Origin of the sequence: Streptomyces sp. NPDC058697 (assembly GCF_042715345.1) — a bacterium.
Lineage (GTDB): Bacteria > Actinomycetota > Actinomycetes > Streptomycetales > Streptomycetaceae > Streptomyces > Streptomyces liliifuscus.
Map to the genome: position 1 here is coordinate 438,577 of NZ_JBHXSU010000004.1, position 25,064 is coordinate 463,640.

The 25,064-nt window shown below is 70.5% G+C and carries 21 protein-coding genes; 9 read left to right on the plus strand and 12 right to left on the minus strand.

Annotated features, from left to right (window positions below; genetic code table 11):
• The first annotated feature begins 483 nt into the window (after window positions 1-483).
• Entirely contained in the window at window positions 484-2,004 is a 1,521-nt protein-coding gene (locus ACFWXQ_RS12840; RefSeq protein WP_386268144.1) for a glycoside hydrolase family 3 protein, read from the plus strand.
• A gap of 50 nt (window positions 2,005-2,054) precedes the next feature.
• On the opposite strand, the gene ACFWXQ_RS12845 is transcribed toward ACFWXQ_RS12840, so the two are convergent.
• A complete protein-coding gene (locus tag ACFWXQ_RS12845; protein ID WP_383938885.1) occupies window positions 2,055-3,242 on the minus strand; it encodes an epoxide hydrolase family protein in 1,188 nt (395 codons plus the stop codon).
• A gap of 59 nt (window positions 3,243-3,301) precedes the next feature.
• Complete coding sequence (locus tag ACFWXQ_RS12850) at window positions 3,302-3,733, minus strand: helix-turn-helix domain-containing protein (RefSeq protein ID WP_383938888.1); 432 nt, start codon at window positions 3,731-3,733, stop codon at window positions 3,302-3,304.
• 74 nt (window positions 3,734-3,807) lie between these two features.
• On the opposite strand from ACFWXQ_RS12850, the gene ACFWXQ_RS12855 reads away from it, so the two are divergent.
• Window positions 3,808-4,680, plus strand: coding sequence for a class I SAM-dependent methyltransferase (locus tag ACFWXQ_RS12855; RefSeq protein ID WP_383938891.1), 873 nt, complete (start codon window positions 3,808-3,810; stop codon window positions 4,678-4,680).
• A 27-nt stretch (window positions 4,681-4,707) separates the two neighbouring features.
• On the opposite strand, the gene ACFWXQ_RS12860 is transcribed toward ACFWXQ_RS12855, so the two are convergent.
• Window positions 4,708-5,622, minus strand: coding sequence for an expansin EXLX1 family cellulose-binding protein (locus ACFWXQ_RS12860; protein WP_383938894.1), 915 nt, complete (start codon window positions 5,620-5,622; stop codon window positions 4,708-4,710).
• Window positions 5,623-6,086: 464 nt separating this feature from the next.
• On the opposite strand from ACFWXQ_RS12860, the gene ACFWXQ_RS12865 reads away from it, so the two are divergent.
• Window positions 6,087-7,220 (plus strand): M23 family metallopeptidase, encoded by a 1,134-nt coding sequence (locus ACFWXQ_RS12865; RefSeq protein WP_383938896.1) that lies wholly within the window; start codon window positions 6,087-6,089, stop codon window positions 7,218-7,220.
• Window positions 7,221-7,281: 61 nt separating this feature from the next.
• On the opposite strand, the gene ACFWXQ_RS12870 is transcribed toward ACFWXQ_RS12865, so the two are convergent.
• Window positions 7,282-8,067 carry a carbonic anhydrase gene (locus tag ACFWXQ_RS12870; RefSeq protein WP_383938899.1) on the minus strand — a complete coding sequence of 262 codons (786 nt, stop codon included), beginning with the start codon at window positions 8,065-8,067 and terminating at the stop codon, window positions 7,282-7,284.
• Between the two features lie 367 nt (window positions 8,068-8,434).
• On the opposite strand from ACFWXQ_RS12870, the gene ACFWXQ_RS12875 reads away from it, so the two are divergent.
• The 5 genes from ACFWXQ_RS12875 to ACFWXQ_RS12895 all read left to right on the plus strand — a co-directional run bounded on the left by ACFWXQ_RS12875 (window position 8,435) and on the right by ACFWXQ_RS12895 (window position 14,403).
• Window positions 8,435-9,526: a sugar ABC transporter substrate-binding protein gene (locus ACFWXQ_RS12875; RefSeq protein ID WP_383938903.1), complete on the plus strand. Its 1,092-nt coding sequence runs from the start codon at window positions 8,435-8,437 to the stop codon at window positions 9,524-9,526.
• A gap of 86 nt (window positions 9,527-9,612) precedes the next feature.
• Window positions 9,613-10,701 carry a mandelate racemase/muconate lactonizing enzyme family protein gene (locus tag ACFWXQ_RS12880; RefSeq protein ID WP_383938906.1) on the plus strand — a complete coding sequence of 363 codons (1,089 nt, stop codon included), beginning with the start codon at window positions 9,613-9,615 and terminating at the stop codon, window positions 10,699-10,701.
• A complete protein-coding gene (locus ACFWXQ_RS12885) occupies window positions 10,698-11,762 on the plus strand; it encodes an ABC transporter permease (protein ID WP_383938909.1) in 1,065 nt (354 codons plus the stop codon). Before ACFWXQ_RS12880 ends, ACFWXQ_RS12885 begins: the two co-directional genes overlap by 4 nt.
• A 23-nt stretch (window positions 11,763-11,785) precedes the next feature.
• Window positions 11,786-12,859 (plus strand): ABC transporter permease, encoded by a 1,074-nt coding sequence (locus ACFWXQ_RS12890; RefSeq protein WP_383939003.1) that lies wholly within the window; start codon window positions 11,786-11,788, stop codon window positions 12,857-12,859.
• Window positions 12,856-14,403: a sugar ABC transporter ATP-binding protein gene (locus ACFWXQ_RS12895; protein WP_383938912.1), complete on the plus strand. Its 1,548-nt coding sequence runs from the start codon at window positions 12,856-12,858 to the stop codon at window positions 14,401-14,403. The genes ACFWXQ_RS12890 and ACFWXQ_RS12895 overlap by 4 nt, the downstream gene beginning before the upstream one ends.
• Window positions 14,404-14,457: 54 nt before the next feature.
• Here ACFWXQ_RS12895 and ACFWXQ_RS12900 read toward each other — a convergent pair whose 3' ends face one another.
• On the minus strand, window positions 14,458-15,195 hold the full coding sequence (locus tag ACFWXQ_RS12900; RefSeq protein ID WP_383938915.1) for a GntR family transcriptional regulator: 738 nt from the start codon (window positions 15,193-15,195) through the stop codon (window positions 14,458-14,460).
• Window positions 15,196-15,268: 73 nt separating this feature from the next.
• Window positions 15,269-15,616: a hypothetical protein gene (locus tag ACFWXQ_RS12905; protein WP_383938918.1), complete on the minus strand. Its 348-nt coding sequence runs from the start codon at window positions 15,614-15,616 to the stop codon at window positions 15,269-15,271.
• 427 nt (window positions 15,617-16,043) lie between these two features.
• Between ACFWXQ_RS12905 and ACFWXQ_RS12910 the strand changes: the two genes are divergently transcribed.
• A complete protein-coding gene (locus ACFWXQ_RS12910) occupies window positions 16,044-17,579 on the plus strand; it encodes a metallophosphoesterase (RefSeq protein WP_383938920.1) in 1,536 nt (511 codons plus the stop codon).
• 36 nt (window positions 17,580-17,615) lie between these two features.
• Here ACFWXQ_RS12910 and ACFWXQ_RS12915 read toward each other — a convergent pair whose 3' ends face one another.
• The 6 genes from ACFWXQ_RS12915 to ACFWXQ_RS12940 form a co-directional block, all read right to left on the minus strand.
• Window positions 17,616-18,593, minus strand: a complete 978-nt coding sequence (locus ACFWXQ_RS12915; protein ID WP_383938923.1) for an RNA polymerase sigma factor — start codon at window positions 18,591-18,593, stop codon at window positions 17,616-17,618.
• A gap of 26 nt (window positions 18,594-18,619) precedes the next feature.
• A complete protein-coding gene (locus ACFWXQ_RS12920) occupies window positions 18,620-20,101 on the minus strand; it encodes a carotenoid oxygenase family protein (RefSeq protein WP_383938926.1) in 1,482 nt (493 codons plus the stop codon).
• Between the two features lie 53 nt (window positions 20,102-20,154).
• Window positions 20,155-20,727 carry a hypothetical protein gene (locus ACFWXQ_RS12925; protein WP_383938929.1) on the minus strand — a complete coding sequence of 191 codons (573 nt, stop codon included), beginning with the start codon at window positions 20,725-20,727 and terminating at the stop codon, window positions 20,155-20,157.
• 181 nt (window positions 20,728-20,908) lie between these two features.
• Window positions 20,909-23,452 (minus strand): DUF4118 domain-containing protein, encoded by a 2,544-nt coding sequence (locus ACFWXQ_RS12930; RefSeq protein ID WP_383938931.1) that lies wholly within the window; start codon window positions 23,450-23,452, stop codon window positions 20,909-20,911.
• Window positions 23,453-23,542: 90 nt separating this feature from the next.
• Window positions 23,543-24,226 (minus strand): response regulator, encoded by a 684-nt coding sequence (locus tag ACFWXQ_RS12935; RefSeq protein ID WP_383938934.1) that lies wholly within the window; start codon window positions 24,224-24,226, stop codon window positions 23,543-23,545.
• A 124-nt stretch (window positions 24,227-24,350) separates the two neighbouring features.
• On the minus strand, window positions 24,351-25,061 hold the full coding sequence (locus tag ACFWXQ_RS12940) for a potassium-transporting ATPase subunit C (RefSeq protein ID WP_383938937.1): 711 nt from the start codon (window positions 25,059-25,061) through the stop codon (window positions 24,351-24,353).
• Window positions 25,062-25,064: the final 3 nt, after the last annotated feature.

The window sequence follows — 25,064 nt, forward strand, 5'->3', positions numbered from 1 at the left end:
AGGAACGCGGTCACCGGTGGTTCGCGGCACGTGAATCGCGTGGATCCGGACGGGCGGCGGGCTGCGCAGCCCGCTTCCGGACGCGCACCGGCGCTGTACGACGACGCCTGAAGCAGCGCACGTCGTACGGCATGAAGAGAGCCGGCCGGCCTGCAGGGTCACTGCATCGGGTGCCGCGCCAGCCCCCCTCGAACTCGCGTGGCACTAACCTGGACTAGACCAACCGCCCTGTCAAACATGGTCGTTGAGTGCGTGTCGCACCCAAATCGCCTGCGCCGACGCCCGGTTGAGGGCATCCAGGACACGGGCCACCTGGCACAACAGCCCCAGGCAACGCCCGCGCCACGACACAACCCGCCTCTTGACACGAGCGGTTAGCCTGAGCGGAAACTCATTGGTCTGTACCAAGCTGTGTCGTGGTGTCGATGCGCCGTCGTCGGCGGCACCGACGCGCGGGCCCTACCCGAAAGGCGAACGCACTCGATGGTCTCCAGCAAGCACAGCAAGGAGTTGCGGCGGCTGGCGCTCTCCGTCCTGCAGCCGGGGTTCGTGGGCACCGAGGCACCGGACTGGGTTCTGCGCGAGATCGGCGACGGACTGGCGTCCGTCGTGCTCTTCTCCCGCAACATCGTCTCGCTGGACCAGGTCGCCCGGCTGACCGGCCAACTCCGCGCGGAAAACCCCGAGTTGATCATCGCCATCGACGAGGAGGCCGGCGACGTCACCCGGATCGAGTCCGCGACCGGCTCCACCCGGCCGGGCAACTTCGCCCTCGGAACCGTCGACGACACCGAACTCACCGAGTCCGTCGCCGCCGGCCTCGGCCGCCAGCTGCGCGCCATCGGCGTGAGCCTGGACTACGCGCCCAGCGCGGACGTCAACTCCAACCCCGACAACCCGATCATCGGGGTCAGGTCCTTCGGCGTGGACCCGAAGGTGGTGTCCCGGCACACCGCCGCGTGGATCCGGGGGCTCCAGTCGGCCGGGGTCGCCGCCTGCGCCAAGCACTTCCCCGGCCACGGCGACGTGGCCGTCGACTCCCACCACGGCCTGCCCACGTACGGCGCCGACCGCGAGGAGATCGCCGCCCAGGCCCTGCCGCCGTTCCGGGCCGCCCTGGACGCGGGTGTCCGCGCGGTGATGAGCGGCCACCTCCTGGTGCCCGCGTACGATCCCGAACTGCCCGCCACTCTCAGCCCGAGCATCCTGGGCGACCTGCTCCGCGGGGAGCTCGGGTTCGATGGGATGACGGTCACCGACGCCATCGAGATGGGTGCCGTCGCCGACCGTTACGGGATCGACGGCGCCACGGTGAAGGCGGTCGCCGCCGGTGCCGACGCGGTCTGTGTCGGCGGTGAGAACGCCGAGGAGGCCATCGTCGGCCTGCTCGCCGGCGCTCTCGCCGACGCCGTGGCCTCCGGCGACCTCACCCGGGAGCGCCTGGAGGAAGCGGCCGGGCGCGTACGGGCGTTCGCCGACTGGTCGGCCGGCCTGGTGCAGGCCGACGCCGTCGACGCGATCAGCAGCGACATCGGCTTCACGGCGGCCCGCCGCGCCATCCGGCTGGCCGGAGCGGCACGGGAGGCCCTGCCGCTGTCCGCCGCGCCGCACGTGGTGGAGTTCGTGGCCACCACCAACCTGGCCATCGGCAAGGAGACCCCTTGGGGTGTCGCCGCCCCGCTGAGCGAGCGGCTGCCCGGCACGACCACCGTCCGGGTGCGGCACCAGGAGTTGGACTCACGGACCGCCGCCATGAGCGCCCTGAAGACCTGCGCGCTCGAACCGGCCGCCGGGCGCCCCTTGGTCGTCGTCGTCAGGGACGCCTCCCGGCACGAGTGGATGGCCCGTGCCCTCGCGGACCTCATCGCGGCGCGTCCCGACGCGATCGTCGTGGAGATGGGTCTGCCGAGTGCCGCTGTTCCGGGGGCGGTACAGATCTTCACCCATGGCGCCACGGCCGCGTCCGGGGTGGCCGCCGCGGAGGTGCTGGTGGGGGCGCGGTAGGCCGTTGGACGGGGCTGGTGGGCCGGCCGGCTTGGGGACCGGCCTCGCCCTCAGCCCGTTGCCACCGTCGTCGCCGCTGACCGGAAGGGGCGGAAGAACTCGCGCAACTCCTCCGCGTACAGCTCGGGCTCCTCGAAGGGTGCGAAGTGCCCGCCGCGCGGGGGTTCGGTCACTCGTACGGCGTTCGTGGTGCGTTCGAGCCAGGCCCTCGGTGGGCGCACGACGTCGCCGCGGAAGAGCGAGAACCCGGACGGCACCTCGACCCGGCGGGCGAGCTGCTCGGGCGGGATGGCCGCGTTCGCGTTGTACATGCGCATCGACGAACCGATCGTCCCCGTGAGCCAGTAGAGCGTGACGTTCGTGAGGATCTCGTCCTTGGTGAACGCCCGCTCGACGTCGCCGTCGCAGTCGCTCCACGCCCGGAGCTTCTCGACGATCCACGCGGCGAGCCCGGCCGGTGAGTCGGTGAGCCCAACGGCGGCGGTCTGGGGCTTCGTGCGGTGCATGGCGGCGTAGGCACCCTCGGTCGCGCTCCAGGCCCCGACGCCGTCCATCCAGGCGCGTTCCTCGGGCGCGAGGTCCGCCGGGTCGCCGGTGAACACGGGCAGGCCTCCGTCCATGCGGTGGACGGCCACGACCCGGTCGGGGTGGTCGAGCGCGAGGTAGCGGCTCACATGGCTGCCGATGTCCCCGCCCGCCGCACCGAACCGCTCGTAACCGAGGACGCCCATGAGCTCGGCCCACAGTCCGGCGACGGCGATGGAGTCGAGCGGCGGGCCCGTGGGGCGGTCGGAGTACCCGTAGCCCGGCACGTCGGGAACGACCACGTCGAACGCGTCGGCGGGGTCGGCGCCGTGCGCGCCGGGGTCGGTGAGGAGCGGGACGACCTTCGAGTAGCGCCAGAACGAGTCCGGCCAGCCGTGGCTGAGGACGAGCGGCAGCACGGGCCCGGTCGGCGCGACGGCCCGGGCGTGTACGAAGTGGATGCCCAGGCCGCCGACCGGGACGCGGAAGCGGGGCAGCCGGGCGAGCGCCGCCTCCTGGGCCGGCCAGTCGAACCCGTCCGCCCAGTAGGCGATCAGCTCGCGGAGGTAGGCGATGTCGGTGCCGAGCGACCACCCGGCGTCCTCGGGAGCGTCCGGCCAGCGCGTCGCGCGCAGTCGCGCACGGAGGTCCTCCAGCACCGCGGGATCGGTGTGCGGTGCGAACGGCTCGGGGCGGGGCGAAGCGTCCGACATGGGACGCACCCTACAAGTCGCACCCCGGCGTGTTCGCGCTGCCTCGGCCGGGTACGGGGTCACGGTGGCCCCGAAACCCGCTTCCTCGGGACTCCGACGACGCCGGACACGGCGGCCTTGAGAATGCGGCGGAAGGTGGGGCATTCCATATGGCTCGGCGCGGGACAGGCGGCGGCGTGCCGCAGGGAATCGCGCAGGACGCCGAGTTCGCGGATCGTCCTGTCCAGCTCCTCCGCCTTGGCCGTGAGCATCTGCCGGTCGATGCTCGGCTGTCCGTCGGGCGCGATCATGCGCGCGATCTCGTCGAGCGAGAACCCGGCGGTCCGCCCCAACGCGATCAGCGCCAGGCGCTCCAGTACGCCGGGATCGTACTGACGGCGCAGGCCCCGTCTGCCGGTCGGGGCGATCAGCCCCTTCTCCTCGTAGAACCGCAGCGTCGAGGCGGGGACCCCGGCGCGGTGCGCCACCTCGGAGATGTCCAGGTCTGTCATTCTCTTGACCTCAAGTCGACTTGAAGTAGCACGCTTTCACCCAGGCCCGTTGAAGGCAAGCAGAGGAGACGAACATGGACGCCACACGCAGGACCGAGGATGAGCAGGCGGCACGCTGGAACGGGCCCGCCGCCAGTGCCTGGGTCGAGGCCCAACCACTGGTGGACGGCGTGCTCAAGCCCTTCGAGGACCTCCTCGTCGAAGCGCTGGCCGCCGATCAGGAAGGCCCTGCACTCGGTGACGGGGGCAGCGTGCTCGACGTCGGCTGCGGCACGGGCACGACCACGCTGGCAGTGGCGCGGCGGCTCGGTGCGGCGGGTCACATCGTCGGCGTCGACATCTCCGGGCCGATGCTCACCGCGGCCCGGGCGAGGGCCGAGCAGGCGGACGTACCGGCGTCCTTCATCCACGCCGACGCGCAGGAGTACACGTTCGAACCCGCCACCTTCGACGCCGTCATCTCGCGTTTCGGCGTCATGTTCTTCAACGACTCGGTCCGGGCCTTCGCGAACCTGCGGCGTGCCGCGAAGGACGGGGCCGTGCTCCGGTTCATCGCGTGGCGCGGCCCGGCGGAGAATCCGTTCATGACGACGGCGGAACGCGCCGCGGCACCGCTCCTTCCGAACCTTCCCGCCCGCCGGCCGGACGGGCCGGGGCAGTTCGCCTTCGCGGACGCCGACAGGGTCCGGCGCATCCTGGCGGAGGCCGGTTGGACCGGGATCGACATCCAGCCGAAGGACGTGACCTGCACGCTCCCCGAGAGCGAGTTGATCCGCTACTTCACCCGGTTCGGTCCCGTCGGCCAGATGCTGGGCGAGGCGGACGAGCAGACCCGCACGCAGGTCGTCGAAACGGTCCGTGCCGCCTTCGACCCCTTTGTGGAGGGCCCGGAAGTCCGCTTCAGCGCAGGCTGTTGGGTGGTCGGCGCCCGAGCGTCGTCCGCGTGAACGAGGTGGCCGAAGAACCGGCCCGGGTCAGCGCTTGGCGAACTGGACCCGGGTCGGCTGAACGGCGTCGGCCGTCAACGCGATCCCATTGAGCGTGAGTTGCTCCCCGAAGATGTCCGTGACCCTGATCGCGCCGCCGCACCCGCTGCCGTCGTCGGAGATGAAGTAGTTGTATTCGGTGCGCGACAGCAGCCGCCAGCCGCTGCCCGCGCGTACTTCGAGCCGGGCCACCGGATTGCGGTGTCCGATGACCTGGATGCCGCACCAGTAGCGGCTGGACCCTGTCTTGTACCGGATCGAGACCGTGTCCGCGGCGCCGGGGCTCGACAGCGACCAGGTGATCGGGATCTTGCCGGCCGAGGGCTGGGCGAGTTCGGCGAAGGCCTCCGCGCTGAGGTCGATCTGGCCGGGCGCGCAGTCCCCCGGGCACTCGTTGGTGATGCGAACCGTGACGGAGGCCCCGTTGGCCGCGCGAACGAGTACGTACGCCCCGCACGCCTTGGCGGTTTCGTAGTCGGTACTGTTCATCGCCCCGGTCATGACGTCACCGCTCGCGTCGTACATGCAGGCGCCCGAACCGTCCGAGTCGTAGAACGTGGCGACGCCTCGGTACGTGGCACCGGGCCGTATGCGTCCCGCCAACGGGGCGGCGGCGGACCCGGCTCGCGAGGTGTCCGCGGCCGAAGGCTTCGCCGACGTGGCGGTCGCGCGGGCGGACTCCTTCCGCGGAGTGCTCTTGGCCGACGGCTTCACCGACGCTTCGGTCGCACTGGCGGACGCGCTCGGAGACACCGTCGCGGGCGGGACATCCGCCTGGGTGCCGGCGGCTGGCTTGGCCTCGGCGCCCCCGGTGCCGGCCTCGTGGTCGACCAGCAGCCCCACGATCAAGGAGACGACTATGAGCGCCCCGGCCGCCGCGACGAACAGCCACCGTCTGTGCACCGGACCTCCTCGACTGCCGCAACCTGTTGCCGCGGGCGCAGGGTCAGCGATCGTCGCAGACCCGGGAACACGGCGGCAAGCCCGAGTTTGCGGGGTGGCTGACGGTCGCGGTGATGGTCGTCGCGGGCTTGGCCCTGGTCTCGACGGCTTCCTGCCCGTCGCTCCCGTTGGCCGCGACGAGAGCGCCCGCGATGAACAGTCCCGAGCCGCCGATCCACACCAGTACGCGCTTGTGAAGCGGGCGGGATGCGTGGACGGCGTGCGGGAGATGTGGCTGTTCCGTGACGCCCGGCGTGGTCTGCCGTGTATGACGCCGGACATCAACACTGCCCCTTCGGGCAGGACACCGTGCCTCGATGACCGGTGACGTCCGGTCGCGGGGACCGTTAGCGTCCGAACGTGAGCCTGAACATTTCGCCGACACCACGCCCAGCCGCACTACCTCAGCGCAGCCAGCCCGGCACGTGACCGAGGAGAGGGAAGGCGCGGCAGCCGTCCGCGAGGCGGCGGGCACGGCTGAACGAGCTGGTGCCGAAGAGGCGTTCAGTCCGCAGCCACGGCCGCGGCGCCGTGGGCCCGGCCCCTTCGCCCTGATCGTGGCGCCCAGTCTGGTGGCGCTGATCGGGGTCTCGGGATATCTGGCCATGACCGGCGGGCTCTCCCCCGGCCAGTCCCAGGGGCCGGATCCGGCACAGACGTCCGTCGCCAACGTCGATGCCTCCTACGTCCCGTGGCTGCGCAAGGCGGCCGAGGCCTGCACGGTCGTCACCCCCTCCCTGCTCGCCGCCCAGATCGACCAGCTCTCCGGGTGGAGCAACGACAGCGCCAGCCTGTCGCAGCAGGGAATCGCGGGCTTCACGGACGCCCAATGGCGGACCTGGGGCGAGGACGACAACGCCAACGGCCGTTCCTCGCCGCGCGATCCGGAGGACGCCATCATGGCCCTCGGCCGGCAGGACTGCTCTCTCGCCGAGCAGGTGACCGACCTCAGGACCGAGGGAACCGTCAGCGGCAACCTCGTGGACCTCACGCTCGCCGCCTACACGGTCGGGACGGACACCGTGAAGCGGGCGGGCCGCGTGCCCGCCGACGCAAGCACGTTCCTCAAGCAGGTCAAGGCACGGCTTCCGCGGTACGAGGCGCTCGTCCGCCGGACCCCCGACCAGAACGGCGGCGGCCAGAACGCCAGCGCCGTACTGACACCTCCCGTCAGCACACTCACGGTCACCTCGTCCTTCGGATCGCGTACGCATCCGCTCACCGGGGTCACCAAGCTCCACACGGGAGTTGACTTCGGCACACCCCAAGGGGCACAGGTGTCTGCCGCGCGTGACGGCCGGATCGAGTTCGCGGGCACGACCGCGGCGTACGGCATCCGTGTGGTGATCGACCACGGCACGATCGGCGGCAAGCGGCTGCAGACGACCTACAGTCACCTGTCGGCCCTCCAGGTCACGACGGGCCAGACCGTGACCGCCGGCACACCGGTCGGGCTCGTCGGCTCCACCGGCCTGTCCACGGGACCCCACCTGCACTTCGAGGTCCTCCTCGACGGCCAGTACATGGACCCGTTGCCCTGGCTCAGCACCGCCCGCTGACCAGGGCACGAGGGGCGACCGCGGCAACTGTCCGCCGCGGTCGCCCCCGTGTGTGCGTGGCTCAGCCGATGCGGTGCACCCGCTGGGTGGTCAGCTCATAGCGGGCGCCGACGATGGCCAGCGCCCCCGAGTCCACCTTGGCGGCGAGGTCGGGCTCCGCCGCGAGCCGTGACCGTATGAGCCGTATGTTGGCGTCGATCGTGGCGTCGACGCGCGCGTCACCCTCCTGGCTGCGATCGATGGCCGGGCTGATCTGGTCGGCCAAGTACTGGATGTGGGCGGGCAGTTCCTCGCCCGACTCATCCGCCTGGACCGTGGCCTTCACTGCCCCGCACGACTGGTGGCCGAGCACCATGAGCAGCGGGATCCCCAGTTCGAGCACCCCGTAGGCGAGGCTGCCGAGCACGGCCTCGTCGAGGACCTGGCCCGCGCTGCGTACGGTCATCAGGTCGCCGAGGCCCTGGTCGAAGACCAGCTCCGGGGGCACCCGGGAGTCGATGCAGCCGAGCACGAGGGCGAAGGGGTGCTGAGCCGTCGTCAGCGCCTGCCGGACGGCGGGAGACTCGTCGGGATGCTGCTGGCGGAAGGTGCGCCAGCGGTGGTTGCCCGCCGCCAGCTCCCGCAGGGCCTCTTCGGCCGTGGTGGGCCGCTTGCGCGCGGCGGCGGTGGAGGGTGCGGCGGCCGCGGGTGCGGCGCCGACGGCCAGGCCGGCGCCGAGGACCGCGGTCCCGGTGAGCGCGGCGCGGAGGAGGGAGCGCCGGGCGGGGGGTGTCGCGCCGGAGAGCGGGGCGACGGATGCCGTCTGCGAAGGGCGGACAGCTCTGTGGGGTGCTGGGTCAGAGATCACGAACGGGAACGTACGTCCGGCTCAACAGCCCTCTGTTCGGGTTGCCGAATCATGGACGAGCATTGATGAATCATGATCAGCCGTTGAACCGTTCTTGGGAACCCCGAGGGGAATCCTTGGCCAGAGCTCGCATGCCGTTACCGAGCAAGACATCTTCAGTTTCCTATATGATTTTGCGGACGTTCAGGCTTCCCAGGAAGTACAGGAACCACACCCTCCGAGGCTGCCCCACAGTCGGAACGAGCCACGACATGCCAGCGTAAACCTCTCTTTACGCCATCGTCCCGTGCCGCAAGTCTTGACGCGTCAGCGTTCCTGCCCCACGATCGCCGCATCGATTTCCTATCTGATTCCTCAGGGGTGGGGCATGCGCTTCCCAACCAGATCCGTCCTGCCCGGAGTTGTCGCAGCCGTGGTGCTGGCCGCGGGGACAGCGGCGTGCACCTACAAGAACTCGGGTGCTCCGGCAGGCGGTCAGGCCGCGCCGGACTCACGGACGGGCGGCGGGGCCGAACTCGTGGACGGCTCCCGGACCAAGGTCGCCCTCGTGCCCGGCGGCGCCCACCCGTACTTCCAGCCCTGGAAGTCGGCGGTCACCACCGCGCGCAAGACCTACGGCCTCGGGGCCGTCACCTTCGACGAGACGGCGGAGTGGGACCAGCAGAAGCAGAACAACCTGCTGTCCACGCTGGCGGCGCGCGGCTACAACTCCTTCGGGGTGTTCGGTGTCTCCCCCACCGACATCAACTCGACCTTCGCGGACCTGAGATCGCAGGGCTTCCCCGTGGCGTCCCTGGGTTCCTGCCCCGCCGGTGACAAGGACGAGGCCGACTTCTGCCTCTCCACGGACGTCGAACTCGCCGCGTACAAGGCCACGAAGGCGGCGATCGAGGCCATGGGCGGCCGCGGCACGCTGGTCCACCTGACCGGCAACAACGTCGACGCCAACACGCAGTTGCGCATCAAGGGTGTCGCCCGGGCCGTGGGGGAGACGGGCGGGAAGGTACGTCTCCTGCAGACCGTCACCGACATCGACACGGACCTGCAGACCGCGCAGAAGGCGGTGTCCGACCTGATGGCGGCCAAGGGCGACAGGATCACGGGCATCGTCGCCACCGCCTACAACCCGGCCGTCGCCGCCGCCGACGCCGTCAGCACGTCCGGATCGAAGGCGAAGGTCATCGCCATCGACGACGACGCCAAGATCCTGAGCGGCATCGAGCAGGGCACGGTCACGGCCACCGTGGTGCAGAACCCGGTCGGTCAGGCCGAGGTCGGAACGTGGGCCCTGGCGCTGCTGCAGACGAAGCAGTGCACCGTGCGCGAACCCGGGGTGGAGGTGGACTCCGGTTCGTTCGTCGTCGACAAGGCGAACGTCTCCGCCTACGACAAGGCCCGGCAGAAGAGGACCGCGCAGCTCAAGACGGAGTTCGCCGACAAGATCCTCTCGTGCGGCTGACCGGCTCCCCCGACGACAGACCCACGGGACCTCGACGAAACCTCGGCCGACCGACAACGGACCACGACAGAAATCGGATTCGCTGGATGAGCATCATCACGACCGCGACCGCCCGGCTGGCCGACATAGCCGTCGAGCAGGACCGTACCGACGCGGTGCAGTCCTTCGTCAAACAGGAGACGGTCCTGGTCGGCCTGGAGACGGCGGACGGCGTCACGGGAACCGGCTACACCTACACGATCGGCACCGGCGGCACATCCGTACTGGCCCTGCTGCGCGACCATCTGCTGCCCGCCCTCGTCGGGCAGGACTCCCGCAACGTCGAGGCGCTGTGGCAGCGGCTGTTCGCCCTGACCCGGGCGACCACCACCGGAGCCATCACCTCGCTCGCCCTCGCCGCCGTGGACACCGCCCTGTGGGACGTGCGGTGCAAGCGGGCGGGCGAGCCGCTGTGGCGGCTGGCCGGCGGACACCGCCGGGAAGTTCCGGTCTACGACACCGAGGGCGGCTGGCTGCACCTGAGCGCCGAGGAGTTGGTGAAGGGCGCCCTGCGGGCCCAGGAGGCGGGGTGGGCAGGTGTCAAGATCAAGGTGGGCCGACCGTATCCCGCCGAGGACGCGGAACGGCTGCGCGCGGTACGCGAGGCCGTGGGCCCCTCGCTGCACATCATGACCGACGCCAACCAGTCCCAGACGGCGTCCTCCGTCCTGCGGCTGGCGGCCGCGCTGGAGCCGTACGACCCGTACTGGCTGGAGGAGCCGCTGCCCGCGGACGACATCAGCGGGCACGCCCGTCTCGCGGGTGCGACCCGGATTCCCGTCGCCGTCGGGGAGTCCATGTACTCGCTCATGCAGTTCCGCAGTTATCTGGAGGCCGGCGCCGCCTCCGTCGTGCAGGTCGACGCCGCCCGGATCGGTGGCATCACACCGTGGCTGAAGGTCGCGCACCTGGCCGAGAGCCACAACGTCATGGTCTGCCCGCACTTCCTGATGGAACTGCATGTCAGCCTCGCCGCCGCGGTGCCGAACGGCCAATACGTCGAGTACATCCCGCAGTTGCGCGCCGTGACCCGGACCGAGTTGACCATCCGCGACGGCATGGCCGTGGCACCTGACGTGCCGGGCATCGGCATCGACTGGGACCTGGACGCCCTTGACGACCGGAGGGTGGCATGACGACCTCCATCAGCCCGCCGGACACCGTCCCGGAGGAGAAGGCGGCAGGTCACCGCATGCCGTTCTGGGTCAACCAGCGGCTCGGCCTGCTCGTGCTGGTCATCGCGCTCAGTGTCCTGTTCGGTGTGCTGCGACCGGCGTTCACCGACCAGCGCCTGGTGCTCTTTCCGCTCCTGCGGGACGTCGCCACGCTGACCGTGGTGGCGCTCGCGCAGATGGTGGCCCTGTCCGTGGGGCACATGAATCTCGCGGTCGGGCGGATGGCGGCCTTCGGGGCCATGTTCGCGGGCCTCGGGTACGACCGGCTCGGTCTGCCGATGCCCGCCGGGCTGCTGCTGTGCCTGACCGCCGGTGCCGCCATCGGCGCCGTCACCGGCTGGCTCATCGCCCGTACCGGCGTGAGTTCCTTCGTCGTCACGCTGGCGATGGACTTCGCCCTGCTGGGGCTGGTGTCCCTGCTGTACTCGGCACTCACCGAGGACGCCGCCTTCACCACCCGGCCGTCCGGAATCGACGAACTGCGGTCCTACTCGCTCGCCGACATCTGCGCGGGGCCCATCTGCGGCTCACCCGCCATACCGCAGATCGCTCAGTTCACCGTGCTCGCCATGGCCGGCCTCGGTTTTCTGTACGGGTGCACCCGCATCGGCAGGGAGCTGCTGCTCACCGGTGCGAACCCGGCGGCCGCGGAGCTGTCCGGCATTCCCACCGGGCGCCGTGTCCTGCTCGCCCACACCCTCTCCGGGCTGCTCGCCGCGCTCGCCGGATTCATGGCCGCCGCCGGCACGGGAACGTTCCGCGCCTCCATCGGCAACGACTTCATGCTGCCCTCCTTCCTGGGTGCGGTGCTCGGCGGCACCCTGCTCACCGGCGGGGTGGTGTCCGTGCTGGGCACGCTGCTCGGCACCGCCCTGGTCGGCGTGATCCGCAAGGGCCTCGACCTGCTCGGCGTCGGCCTGGAAAGCCTGAACATCTACCTCGGCTGTGTCCTCCTGCTCGCCCTGTCGGCCGACCGGATACGCACCGTGGTGTCCTATCGCAAGGTGGTGCGCTCCACATGAGCCGCATGAGTCGCATGAATGACATGAGCCGCCCGGGGGCGATCCGCGAGCAGTGGGGCCGGACCACACCGGCACTGCGGCGGTTCTCCCGTTCCACGACGGCGATGCTGCTGTGTGTGGTCGTGGCGGGATACGTGGCGCTGGGTGCGGCCTCGTCGGGCGCCTTCTTCGAAGGCCCCTCGGTGCGCGTGTTCCTCCAGTACCTGGCCACCCCCATCCTCATCGGCCTGGCGCAGATGGTGGCGCTGTGCGTGGGGCAGCTCAATCTCGCCGTCGGCGCCCTGGGTGGCTTCACCGCCTGTCTGACGGGCGTCCTCATGGCCGACCACGGGGTGCCCGCCGCGGTCGCCGTGATCGTGGGCCTGCTGACGGCGACGGCTGTCGGCCTGGTGACCGGCGTTGTCATCGTGGCCACCCAGATCAACGGGTTCATCGTCACCCTCGCCACGATGACGATCCTCCTGGGCGCGCAGTACCGGCTCACCGGCACCCGTACCGTCGACGGCTACTCCCCCGCGCTGCGCGACCTCGGCACGGCGGCGCCGCTGAACATTCCCCTCGTGTTCGTCACCGCGCTCGTCGCGGCGGCTCTGCTGGCCGCCTTCATGTACCGCACGGTCGCGGGCAGGCGGCTCCTCGCCGCGGGCGGCAACCCTCTCGCAGCCCGGCTGTCCGGTATCTCCACCGACCGGCAGATCGTGGCCGCGCACACGCTGTCCGGGCTGCTGATCGGCGTGGCCGCCGTGACGGCCACCGCCTCGCTGCCCGGCGTCAACCGCAGCGTCGGCGGTGACTGGCTGCTGCCGAGCTTCGCCGCGCCCATCATCGGGGGCGTGGCACTCACCGGCGGTTCCATCGCCGTGTTCGGGACCGTCCTCGCCGCCTTCGTGACGCGGCTGATCGATGCCGCACGGGCACAGTTCTCGCTGGACCCGAGCTGGGTGAACCTCCTGATCGGGCTGGTCGTGCTCGGTACGGTCGCCGGTGGCCGCCTGCACCAGAGTCGCCTGGGGAGGACCGGTGGCACGGCACCCCCACCGGCGGAGGGCGGCAAACGACCGCCCGCCGTCCTGCCGCAGCCGGGAGGTGCCCGTTGAGTACGGTCCTTCTCGAATGCCACGACCTGGTCAAGGTCTTCCCCGGTGTGCGGGCGCTGGACGGTGTCGGGCTGCGGCTGACCGCGGGCACCGTGCACGCGCTACTCGGTGAGAACGGCGCGGGCAAGTCCACCCTGATCAAGGTCCTCACCGGAGTGCACTCCCCCGACGGCGGCCGGCTCACCTGGTGCGGCGAACCAGTCCACCTGCGCTCGCCGTTGGAGGCAACCCGTACCGGCATCGGTGTCGTCCACCAGGAGCGCAATCTGATCCCAGGCTTCTCGGTGGCGGAGAACATCACCCTGCAGAAGCCTCCCTCGAACCGGGGGCTCGTCGACCGCGAGGCGATGACCGAACCGGCCCTGGCCTGCCTCGCGGAACTCGGTGTCGACCTCGATCCGCATCAGCCGGTGCGTGAACTGTCCGTCGCACAGCAGCAGTTGGTGGAGACGGCCAAGGCCCTCTACACCGAGAGCCGGGTGCTGCTCCTCGACGAACCCACTGCGTCCCTCTCCCCGCAGGAGACTGAGCGGCTGTTCGAGGTGATCCGGCGGCTGGCCGCCCGCGGTGCCTGTGTCGTCTTCGTCAGCCACAAGCTGGAGGAGGTCTTCGCCGTCTGTGACACCGTCACCGTGCTGCGCGACGGAAAGTCGGTGCTGGAGTCCGCGCCGCTGGCCGACCACACCCACGACGACATCGTCGGCCTCATGGTGGGCCGCGCCCACGCGGCGACCGAGATGCGCCCCCGCACGGTGGACCGGTCCGCCGCGCCGGTGCTCGCGCTGGACGCGGTCTCCACGGCCGGCGGGCACCGTGACATCAGTCTGGAGGTGCGGCCCGGGGAGATCGTGGGCCTGTACGGACTGGTCGGCGCGGGGCGGAGCGAACTGGTCAAGGCGGTGCTCGGCCTGGACCGCGTCACGGGCGGCGAGGTCCGCGTGCACGGCAGGCCGGCCCGGATCACCTCGCCCCGCCAGGCCCTGCACGAGTTCGGCATCGGCTACGTCACCGAGAACCGCAAGGAGGAGGGCGTCTTCCTGGAACAGCCCATCGTCCGCAACATCACGGTGACGGTGTGGAGGCGGCTGGCCAGGGCCCTCGGGTTCGTCTCGGCACGCGAGGAGCGTGACGTGGCCCAGGACCTCGTCGAGCGGCTCGGCATCCGCATCGCGGGGCTCGGGCAGAACGCCGGTGAGCTGTCAGGCGGAAACCAGCAGAAGGTCAGCCTCGCCAAGTGGCTCGCCGCCGACACCCGGCTGCTCGTCATCGACGAACCGACGGTGGGCGTCGACGTCCGCACCAAGCACGCCTTCCACGAACTGATCTGGGACCTGGCCCGCGACGGCCTGCCCATCCTCCTGATCAGCAGCGACCTCGCCGAAATGGTCACCCTCGCCGACCGGATCGTCGTCATGACGGACCACCGCGTCCGCGGCGAGGTCGCCAACGACCGCGACTACGACCGCATGAGCGGCCGGGTCATCCGCCTGATCCACGACCGGGAAGACTCCACCACAGACGCGAAGGTGGGAGTGACCGACTAGGGGCCCGAACTCCAGTCACCGCGGCGGCCGTTCGTCCTGCCCGTCTTCGCGCGTCTACCGGATCGAGGACGCGGGAGCGGGCTCGTCGCCCACGTCGCGCTGACGTTCCATGCTGCGTGTGAGGTGCTCCGTCATCGCCTCGGCCGCGCGCTCGGGATTGCGGCGCAGAACCGCGCGTACGATCCGTTCGTGCTCCGCGACGGTCGGGCCGCCCGCGCCGACGACCTTGCTGAGCCGGAAGATGTGCAGGTGCGCGTGGAGCCGCTCCACCGCGTCCGCCAGCAGCGGCCGGTGCGCGGCCTGTCCAATCGCTTCGTGGAAGCGCTGGTCGAGGGCGGCGAAGTCGCGGTAGGACGCGTACCGTCCGTTCGGGCTCGGTTGGACCTGCATCTCCTCGACGATCCGCTCCAGGCCGTCGAGTTGCGCCTCGGTGGCGTTCGCGGCAGCGAGAGCGGCCGCCCTGGGCTCCAGCAGCAGGCGCATCTCGAAGAGTTCCTCAAGGCCCTGACGGGTCAGCAACTCCGTGGCCCGATATCCGGAGAGGGCGCGCTTCACCACGAGGCCGTCGGACTCCAGGCGGGCCAGCGCCTCCCGGACGGGGGTCGGTGAGACCTTGAGCGCTCGGGCCAGCGACTCGATGCCCACGCGTGCGCCGGGGGCGATCTCGTGGTCCATGACCATCGCCTTGATGCGTTCGTAGACGCTGTCCGACAGCGCCTGCCGGACGGGCGGCACACTCCGCTCGTCGCCCTCGTCCGGGACACCGGCCGCGGAAGGGCTGTGCGGCGGCATCCCGGCTCCTCCTCAAGACTCGGCGTATCCCTCACAGTTTAAGCCGGTGGCGACGAAGCACACCGGCAGTGCGTCAGGAAGCGCTGTCGCGCACGTCCAGGTGGGCCCACAGGTCCTCGACCGGCGGATCCCCGGCAGTCTCCTCCGCGGCGGCCGCCGCGGCCGCCTCCTCCTCGGCACGCTTCGAGAAGGCCACGGCACGGCGGGCCTTGGCGATGACCTCGGCCTGCTCCGCACCGAACCTCGCGGAATCGAGCCGGGCGTTGAAAGCGGTCAGCACATCGGGGTTCATCACCTCCAGCGCGGCACGCAACTCGGCGAGCGTCTGGGGGCCCTCGGCGAATTCGAGCTGGTAGGGATCCTCAAGCTGGTACAGATCCGAATCGGCCTGCGGGCTCGGCTCGTGCGGTAGCGCGGACATGTGCGTGACCTCCGGTCTTGATGGCTCCACGGTACGCGGTTGATGTACCCCTCCGTGCAGGGGTACGGACGATCAACAGCCCCTGGCGGCCGGTTGACCCTGAGGCACGAGAAGAGAGCGGAGCGTGACCATCACAGGAGATCCCGTCACGAAAACGCCTCGCAGCGCCGGAGGTGGCGAAGAACACGTCCGGGCGGGATACGCTCCCCGCCCGCCGGGACACCGCTTCGACTCGGCGCGACCGGCACGCCATCAGACTTCCGCCAAATCCCTTGCGGCACAACCCTGTTGGGCCTGTCGGCGAGTGCGCGAAACCTCGGAGAAAGATCAAGTATGTACGTGATCGTGTGACGATGTCGCATTCCATACCGGGCGCCGCATTCGGTATCGCCACTGGCGTTCACCGCGTGCGGGCACATACTCAGTCATGCGCTGCTGCTTCTCCGCTCCCCTCGCGGCCATGTCGGCCCTGCCCTCTCCCTGTGAAGTCCTACGATCCGGCGCCCTCCTCGCCCCCACGCTGCTGCGGGCCGCCGCCGGGGCCCTCCACGGGTCCGGACGCAGGAGCCACACCCACCACCCCGACAGCCTGGCCGCCGTCCACCTGGAACTGGTCACCCTGACCGAGGACCGCGCGATCATCACCTGGTACACCGGAGTGCCCGGCACCAACGACGGGCTGGGCCACATGCTCCCCGCCGTCACGGAGGGTGAGGTCGTGTACGGCACCCATCCCTCCCGGCTGGACCGCACCGCGGCGGAGGACCGGCCCACGGCACACCACCATGTCGAGCTGACGGACCTGGAGCCTGGGCAGACGTACTACTACCAGGCCCGCTCGCGGGGCACGGCGGCCACGCCCACGCCGCTGCACCTCATCCGCGGCAACGCCGTCGGCACCAACCGTTACGGGCTCGGTTCGAGCAGGGGTCCGTACTCCTTCACCACGCCGCAGCCCCCGCCGGGGCGGCATCTGCTGTCGATAGCGCTCTGCAACGACTTCCACATCGGGGAGACCACCGCCGGTCTGATGGCCGGCCTGCCCCTGCTGCGTGGTGTGGCGCAGGAGCCGGGGCTGGCGCCGTATCCGGAGATCATGAGCCGGGCCCTGGTCGAGGAGGCCCGGCGGCGCGGGGCGGATCTGCTGCTGGCCGCGGGGGACATCTCGGCCGGGGGCGCGCCGCGGGACCTGGCGGAGGCCAAGCGGATCCTGGACGGCTTCGGCAGCCACGGACAGGACTACTTCGTCGTACGCGGAAACCACGACCGGCCCCGGCACCGCGACGCCGGAGACGCCTTCCGCGAGGGGTTCCTCGGCGGCGCGGGGCCCGCGTACTTCGCCCGCGACCTCGGCGGGTTGCGGATCATCGGGCTCGACACCTACGAGAAGGACGGCAACGGCGCCGACGCCGGCGGGCTGGGTGACGAGCAACTGTCCTGGTTCCGCTCCCGGTTGAAGGAGCGCGGCGACCAGCCCACCGTCGTGTTCGGCCACCATCCGCTGACCGTGCGGGACTCCCTCTTCCCCGTGGGCGGCGGGCAGCGTCTCGGCCGCCGACAGGCCCGCTCCATCCTCGACGCCTACGCCTCCGCGCCCGGTGTCTTCCTCCATCACGCGGGCCACACCCACCGCAACAAGCGAACCGTCCTGCCGCAGGCGCCGCACGTCACGCTGCAGGAGGTCAGCGCGGCCAAGGACTATCCCGGCGGCTTCTGTCTGCTCCGGATCCACTCCGGCGGCTTCGCCCTCAACCACTACAAGACCAGCGGCGCCCAGGCCCGTGAATGGGGCGAGCGCAGCCGCCGGGTGGCCGGGGGGCTGTGGCCGCACCACGCCCTGGGCCGCGCGGTCGGCGACCGCAACAGCATGACCGCCCACGACCTGTCCGGCGTCAGCCCTCTCAGCCTTCCGGCCACGGCAGCGGCGGGCTCCCGTCCCGGCCCGGGCGCCGCCACCTCATAACCGCCACGTCATAAGCGCCGCCTCACAACCGACGCCTCATGCAGGTTCCGGAAACCCGGCCGGGCCCGTCGAAACCGGCACGGGAAAGATCAGCCGCAGTTTCTGCACCCTTCTGTTCCGGCGGAACATGAGCCAGGCGAGGGTCGGCGGGCAGATGTGGTCGGCGGCGTGGTCGGTGACATCGTGTGTGACATCCATTTCCCAGATGGTGATGTCACGGCTGGCCACCACATGGCGCAGGCTCTGGCGCACCCCGAATTCCAGGGTCTGCCGCATGACGGGGACGGGATGGGTGTGTTCTCCCGGCCTGCTGAGCGGGCCGACCAGTTCGCTCTCCACCGGCCACAACTCGGAGATCTCCTGGGGCAGTTGGCCGCGCTCGGATGCCTGCAGGGTCTCCACGGCCTCGTGCCGGCTGTCCTCGGTGAGCGCGGCGGAGTCGTCGTGCGTCTGCGTGGCGGTCGACAGCAGCACCTGGGCCATTTTCCCCCTGGCCTGGTTGAGCCGGCTGCGCACCGTGCCGACCGGTACCTCGCAGACATCGGCGATCTCCTGGTAGGAGGTGACGCCGCTGAAGTGCCGCAGCATCAGCACCAGCCGGAGCTTCGGCGGCAGTTCGTCCACCGCGTCCCAGATCCAGTCCCGCATCGCGTGCTGCTCGATGAGCTGCTCCGGATGCGAGGTCTCGTCGTCGCGAAGCCGCAGGTGGTCGAGCCCGTCCAGGCCGGGCGTCTCCCGGGTGTCACGCAGGCGCGTGCGGGAGGCGTTGCGCACGATCGCGCGCAGCCACGCTCCCACGGCCGCCGGATCCCGTACGTCGCCGATGCGCCGCAGCGCGGTCAGCGCGGCGTCCTGTACCGCGTCCTCCGCGTCGGGGCCGTAGCCGAGCAGGCTCAGCGCCACCGCGCGCATCGGCGCCTGGTGGCGGGCCAGCAGGAGTCCCAGGGCTCCGGTCTCGCCGGCCTGGGCCCTGCGGGTGAGTTCCTCATCCGTGGGCGGGTCGAGGGGCAACATGAGCTGAACGCCTCCGTGCGGACGAATCACGATCCGTGTGGTGCTCGGGAGATGGGGTCCCATTTTTTCCACTCGACACTGTGCGTGGGGTGGGACTTGGGCAAAATCTCGAGATCCGGCAGCCAGCTTCCGTGGAAGCCGGCCGGGACGGGGTACGGCAGTTCCACCACGGCCTGGACGGAGAGGTCCGTGGCGTCGAGGACGACCAGTTCCCCCGCCCGGCCGTCGTCGTTCGAGACGAGCGAGAGGAGCCAGCCCTCGTCCTCGCCCTCACCGTCCGCCGCCGGTACGAAGACCGCCTCGCCGGCATGGCGGCTGCCGGGTGTTTCGTGGGCGTGACTGGTCTGGCGTGTCAGGTCGTGCTTGGCGATGCCGTCACCGGAGACGGTGTACAGGTAGCGGTTCGGGCGCCCGGTGAGGGTCTCGTTGTGGGTGGGGAACTCGGCCGCGCGGTCGTCCAGTTGGGACTCGGTGACGCGGCCGGTGGCCGGGTCCAGTGTCCAGCGGTGCAGGACGGCGAGGGACTGCGAACGGCCCGGCTCCATCGCACCGGCCACGCCACTGGGGCCCGCGGGTCCGCCGATGTCCGTCCAGGCACTCTGGAAAGCGGCGTGGCCGTAGCGCACCGCGTCCAGCACGATGCGCCCCCGCGGGTCCTCGTAGGCGTTGCCGACGTGGAAGACGTAGCAGGGGTCGACGTCGTACCACCTCACGTCGGTGCTGCCGGGCGTGCGGGACATGACCCCGAGGCGCGCGCCGTACCCCTCGTCCCACTGGTAGGGCATGCCGCCGCGCCCGGCGAAGGCGGGGTCGAAGACGACGGGCAGGTCCATCCACAGGATGTGGTGCTCGGTGATGGCGAAGTCGTGCATCATCGTCGGGCCCGGCACGTCGATCCGCCGGCTGTCGAGCAACTGCCCCTCCGCGGTGACCCGGTGGTAGGTGAGACAGGGCGGGGCGCACCCGGTCCCGAACAGGTGCAGTTCGCCGGTGACCGGGTCCTCCTTGGGGTGGGCGGTCATCGAGGTGGTCAGCCGCCCGCCGAAGTCGTACGGCCCGACGGTCTCCAGTGCGGGAGAGACCCAGTAGGGAAGGCCCACCTCGCACAGCGCCAGCACGGTGTCGGCGTGCCGGATCACATGGGTGTTGGCGGGCGTCACGGTGAGGTCGACGGTGGCGTTCCCGCGGATGAACGGATGTCCCTCCAGCTTCCGTGTACGGATCCACCGGTTGCGGTACCACTCGGCGCGTCCGCCCCTCAGCCGGATGCCGTGGAGCATGCCGTGACCGGTGAACCAGTGCCCGTTGTCCTGGCCGGGCAGCGGGTTGGGGCCGTTGCGCAGGTAGCGGCCGTCCAGGTCGGGCGGCAGGGAGCCCCGTACGGTGAGATCGGCCGCGCTGTGCTCCTCCGGGACCGGGGCGAAGCGGCCCTGGAGATACAGGGGAAGAGCTGTCTGGTCGGTCATTCCGCTCTCCTTGGGGGTGATGCGGGCCGCGGTCTCGGTCATGTCCGTGACGATGCCCGGGTGGCTGGTCATCGCCCTGCGTGGGGACGGACCTGTCAGGGAACTGCCGTGACCTGCGCCTGGGCCTGCAGTCGCGCCTGGGCCCGGGCGGGATGGACCTTCGTGAAGACGGCGGGGCCGGCGAGGCCGGCGACGTGGGCGGCGATACCGGCCCAGGCCGGGGCGTCGACCGCGCCGCAGACGGCCAGGCCGACGCCGATGAAGGTGAAGCCGGCGCCCCAGGCCGTGGTGATGTGGTTGTTGACCCGGACGAACTCCGGCATGTCCCAGTACTCGCGGGGTGTCTGACGCCGGGCGATGCCCAGCGTGAAGGGGCGGCGGATCGCCAGGCCGCCCCAGGCGGTGGCGGCCAGCCAGCCGAAGGAGAGGACGTCGGTGTGGTCCGCCAGGACCGAGTCCGGGTCGGTGACGGCGACGGCGCCGACCACCACGAAGTACACGATGGCGCTGATCTCCAGGACCAGGGCATCGGGTTCGACACCGCGGCGGCGGTCCTGCAGCAGGAGCAGCAGCCCCGTGACGAGTCCTCCGACCGCACCCCAGCGCCAGTCGAAGGACGACACGACGCCGGAGACGATCCAAGGGATGAATCCGCGCAAATAGCCCATTGAACGTTCCTTGGTGAATGAAGTGGATGACTGCGGAGGAGTGGTGTTCCGCAGCCACTCGGTGGCCGGACGCCGACTAGACGCACGGCGAACGCCGAAGTTCGAACTTCGGCGTGTGGCAGTCATCACACTCGTTCTGGGATGCGCTGTGAAAGGGACGGGCGCCCCCCCGGCTGGTGCCCTAGGTCGTGGCGGTCGCCGGGAGGTCGGGGCGGATCGGGTGGGCGCCTGATGCGGCCGGGAGGGTGAGGACCATGGTGAGGCCGCCGCCGGGGGTGTCCTCGGCGGTGAGGGTGCCGCGCATCGCCTCGGCGAAGCCCCGGGCGACCGCGAGGCCGAGGCCCACTCCGGCGCCGCGCGGGGCGTCGCCGTAGCGCTGGAAGGGTTCGAATATGCGGTCCTTGGCCGGGTCAGGGACGCCCGGGCCGCGGTCCACCACCCGGACCTCCACGCGGTCGGCCATGGCACTCGCCGACACCAGGACCCGCTCCTCGGCGGGGCTGTACTTCACCGCGTTCTCGACGAGATTGGCGACCGACCGCTCCAGCAGGCCGGGGTCGACGGCGACCATCGGCAGCGTCTCGGGGATGTCCAGTTCCACGCTGTCCTCGGGGACTCCGCCGAGCGCCATCGGGACCACCTCGTCGAGGTCGATCTCGCGGATCAGCGGGGTGACCGTGCCGGTCTGGAGCCGGGACATGTCCAGCAGATTGCCCACGAGGTTGTCCAGGCGGTCCGCGCCCTCCTCTATGCCTTCGAGCAGCTCCGCCTGGTCCTCCTCGGACCAGGCCACGTCCTCCGAACGGAGCGAGGAGACCGCGGCCTTGATGCCCGCGAGCGGCGTGCGCAGATCATGGCTGACGGCGGCGAGGAGGGCGGTGCGGATGCGGTTGCCCTCGGCCAGCGTGCGTGACTGGTCGGCCTGGGACTGCAGCCGCTGGCGGTCCAGGACCACCGCGGCCTGCGCGGCGAACGCGGCGAGCACCCGCCGGTCCTCCGCCGGCAGCACCCGCCCCGACAGCGCGAGAGCCATGTGGTCACTGACCGGCATGTCGACGTCCGCGTTCTCGGGGCTCTGACAGGGCTGCGGTCCCACACTGCCCGCGCACGTCCACGGCTCGACGTCACTGGCCCGTTCCAGCAGGGCGACCGACTCCATGCCGAAGGTCTCCCGGACCCGCTCCAGCAGCGCCTCCAGGCTGGTCTCCCCGCGCAGCACACTGCCCGCCAGGACCGAGAGGATCTCCGACTCGGCCCGCAGCCGGGCCGCCTGATGCGTACGCCGGGCCGCGAGGTCCACCACGGAGGCGACCGACACGGCGACACCCACGAAGATGGCGATGGCGACGATGTTTTTGGGGTCGGCGATCGTCAGGGTGTGCACGGGCGGGGTGAAGTACCAGTTCAGCAGCAGGGAGCCCACCACGGCCGAGGCCAGCGCCGGGTAGAGGCCGCCGAGCAGGGCCGCGGCCACCGTCATGGTCAGGAACAGCAGCATGTCGTTGGCCAGGCCGACCGAGGGCGTGACGCTGGTGAGCAGCAGCGTCAGGAGGGCCGGTCCGACCACACCCACCAGCCAGCCCCAGATGACCCGGGACCGGCCGAGCCGCGCGCTCCGGGCGACGGGCAGACCGCGCCCCTTGCCCGCCTCGTCGTGGGTGATCAGGTGGACGTCGAGGTCGGGCCCCGATTCCCGGGCGACCGTGGCTCCGACGCCCGGTCCGAAGACGTACTGCCATCCCTTGCGACGCGACACCCCGAGGACGATCTGTGTGGCGTTCACCCCGCGAGCGAAGTCCAGGAGCGCCGTCGGTACGTCCTCCCCTATGACGTGGTGGAAGGTGCCGCCCAGGTCCTCCACGAGGGTGCGCTGGACGGCGAGTTCCTTCGGGGAGGCAGAGGTCAGGCCGTCGCTGCGGGCGATGTAGACGGCCAGCACCTCGCCGCCGGCGCCCTTCTCCGCCAGCCGGGAGGCACGGCGGATGAGCGTACGGCCCTCGGGTCCGCCGGTGAGGCCGACGACGATCCGCTCGCGGGAGCCCCAGATCTTCGAGACCCGGTGCTCGTTGCGGTACTCGGTCAGGTACTCGTCCACCCGGTCCGCCACCCACAGCAGCGCCAGCTCGCGCAGGGCGGTGAGGTTGCCGGGGCGGAAGTAGTTGGACAGTGCCGCGTCGACCTTGTCCGGCTTGTAGATGTTGCCGTGTGCCATCCGGCGGCGCAGCGCCTGCGGGGACATGTCGACGAGCTCGATCTGGTCGGCCCGCCGTACGACCTCGTCCGGGACGGTCTCCTGCTGCCGTACGCCGGTGATGGACTCGACGACGTCGCCCAGCGACTCCAGGTGCTGGATGTTGACGGTCGTGATCACGTCGATGCCGGCGGCGAGGAGTTCCTCGACGTCCTGCCAGCGCTTGGTGTTGCGCGAGCCGGGGATGTTGGTGTGGGGCAGCTCGTCGACGAGGGCCACCTGGGGGTGCCGGGTGAGCACCGCGTCCACGTCCATCTCGGTGAAGACCGTGCCCCGGTACTCCAGTTCCCTGCGGGGTATCTGCTCCAGGCCGTGCAGCATCACTTCCGTGCGCGGCCGGTTGTGGTGCTCCACGAACGCGACCACGCAGTCGGTGCCCCGCTCGACACGGCGGTGTGCCTCGGAGAGCATCGCGTAGGTCTTGCCGACGCCCGGCGCCGCACCGAGGTAGATCCGAAGCTTGCCGCGTGCCATCTTCTCGTCTCTTCGTCTCTACGGGCGGGGGTGTTGGAGTGCCGGGGCAGGTGCGTCGGGGTGCAGGAGGCGGGTGTCCGAAGCGGCGCTTCAGCCTTCGAAGCGATATCCCATGCCGGGTTCGGTGATGAGGTAGCGGGGGTGGGAGGGGTCCGTCTCCAGTTTGCGGCGCAGTTGCGCCATGTAGACCCGGAGATAGTTGGTCTTGTTGCTCTGGGAGACGCCCCACACCTCCTGGAGCAGGTGCTTCTGTGTGATGAGACGCCCGGGGCTGGTGACCAGGATCTCCAGCAGATGCCATTCGGTCGGCGTGAGGCGTATGTCTTGGCCGGCCCGGGTGGCCTTCTTGGCCAGCAGGTCGATGGTGAAGTCGTCCGTCGTGACCATGGCGGTTTCCTGGGCGAGCGGGGCGGTCTCGGTACGGCGGACGGCGGCCCGCAGACGGGCGAGCAGTTCGTCCATGCTGAACGGCTTGGTGACGTAGTCGTCGGCGCCCGCGTCGAGCGCGGCCACCTTCTCGTCGGAGGCCCGGCGGGCGGACAGCACCAGGATCGGTACGCGGGTCCAGCCGCGCAAGGCCCTGATGACGTCCACACCGTCCATGTCCGGCAGGCCCAGGTCGAGGACGACCACGTCGGGCTGGCGCGTGGCGGCGAGACGGAGTGCGGTGGCGCCGTCGGGTGCCGGGTCCACTCCGTACTGGCGGGCCTGCAGGTTGATCACGAGGGCCCGGACGAGCTGAGGGTCGTCCTCCACCACCAGTACCCGGGTCATCGGTGTAAGCCTTTCCTGTCTCGCGGAGGGCCGAGGCCGTGCGGAACGAGCTTCATGGCCGCGGGAGTCGACGAGACGAGGTGCCGCCCCGTCCGCCGACTCCCGCGTGGTGCGCGTAAGGCCATCAGCTCTTCGCCACGAGTTCCTTGAGCGCGATGTTGAGTTCGAGGACGTTGACCGTGGGCTCTCCGATGAAGCCGAGCGTACGGCCGTCGGTGTGTTCGTCAACCAGTTTCTGGACCTCGGCGACGGGCAGCCCGTTCTTCTCCGCGACCCGGTGGACCTGGATGTCGGCGTACGCCGGGGAGATGTCCGGGTCCAGGCCGGAGCCGGAGGAGGTGACCGCGTCCGGCGGCACGCTCTTGACCGTGTAGCCGTTCACGGAGTTGTCCTTGATGACGGCGTCCTTGGCGGCGACGACCCATTGGCAGAGGGTGGCTTCCTCGGCCTTCGCCGGGTCCGTCGGGCAGACACCGTTGACCGCGCCGTTGTCTCCGGAGCGGTTGGTGGCGCCGGACAGGATCAGCTTGTACTGGGTGTTGACGCTGTTGGTGCCCAGGCCGTTCTGCGGACGCCCCTGGAACCACTTCAGGTCCGCGTCCGGGGTCTCCTGGCCCTTCTTCAGCGGCAGGTTGTACGCCTGACCGATGAGCGAGGAGCCGACGACCTTGCCGTTCGACGTGATCTCCGAGCCGTTCGCCTTGTCGTTGAAGAGGCCCTGTGCCACACCCGTGATGGCCAGCGGATACAGAATGCCCGTCACCACGGTGAGCACCAGAAGCGCGCGCAGGCCGGCCCAGAGCAACCGAGCAGTGTTCGATACCGAGTTGTTCATAGC

Bases quoted from the DNA above. Each gene is read 5' to 3' on its own strand.
- ACFWXQ_RS12840 (WP_386268144.1), top strand. From the start codon at position 484: ATGGTCTCCAGCAAGCACAGCAAGGAGTTGCGGCGGCTGGCGCTCTCC.
- ACFWXQ_RS12845 (WP_383938885.1), bottom strand. From the start codon at position 3,242: ATGTCGGACGCTTCGCCCCGCCCCGAGCCGTTCGCACCGCACACCGAT.
- ACFWXQ_RS12850 (WP_383938888.1), bottom strand. From the start codon at position 3,733: ATGACAGACCTGGACATCTCCGAGGTGGCGCACCGCGCCGGGGTCCCC.
- ACFWXQ_RS12855 (WP_383938891.1), top strand. From the start codon at position 3,808: ATGGACGCCACACGCAGGACCGAGGATGAGCAGGCGGCACGCTGGAAC.
- ACFWXQ_RS12875 (WP_383938903.1), top strand. From the start codon at position 8,435: ATGCGCTTCCCAACCAGATCCGTCCTGCCCGGAGTTGTCGCAGCCGTG.
- ACFWXQ_RS12880 (WP_383938906.1), top strand. From the start codon at position 9,613: ATGAGCATCATCACGACCGCGACCGCCCGGCTGGCCGACATAGCCGTC.
- ACFWXQ_RS12885 (WP_383938909.1), top strand. From the start codon at position 10,698: ATGACGACCTCCATCAGCCCGCCGGACACCGTCCCGGAGGAGAAGGCG.
- ACFWXQ_RS12890 (WP_383939003.1), top strand. From the start codon at position 11,786: ATGAGCCGCCCGGGGGCGATCCGCGAGCAGTGGGGCCGGACCACACCG.
- ACFWXQ_RS12900 (WP_383938915.1), bottom strand. From the start codon at position 15,195: ATGCCGCCGCACAGCCCTTCCGCGGCCGGTGTCCCGGACGAGGGCGAC.
- ACFWXQ_RS12905 (WP_383938918.1), bottom strand. From the start codon at position 15,616: ATGTCCGCGCTACCGCACGAGCCGAGCCCGCAGGCCGATTCGGATCTG.
- ACFWXQ_RS12910 (WP_383938920.1), top strand. From the start codon at position 16,044: ATGCGCTGCTGCTTCTCCGCTCCCCTCGCGGCCATGTCGGCCCTGCCC.
- ACFWXQ_RS12915 (WP_383938923.1), bottom strand. From the start codon at position 18,593: ATGTTGCCCCTCGACCCGCCCACGGATGAGGAACTCACCCGCAGGGCC.
- ACFWXQ_RS12920 (WP_383938926.1), bottom strand. From the start codon at position 20,101: ATGACCGAGACCGCGGCCCGCATCACCCCCAAGGAGAGCGGAATGACC.
- ACFWXQ_RS12925 (WP_383938929.1), bottom strand. From the start codon at position 20,727: ATGGGCTATTTGCGCGGATTCATCCCTTGGATCGTCTCCGGCGTCGTG.
- ACFWXQ_RS12930 (WP_383938931.1), bottom strand. From the start codon at position 23,452: ATGGCACGCGGCAAGCTTCGGATCTACCTCGGTGCGGCGCCGGGCGTC.
- ACFWXQ_RS12935 (WP_383938934.1), bottom strand. From the start codon at position 24,226: ATGACCCGGGTACTGGTGGTGGAGGACGACCCTCAGCTCGTCCGGGCC.
- ACFWXQ_RS12940 (WP_383938937.1), bottom strand. From the start codon at position 25,061: ATGAACAACTCGGTATCGAACACTGCTCGGTTGCTCTGGGCCGGCCTG.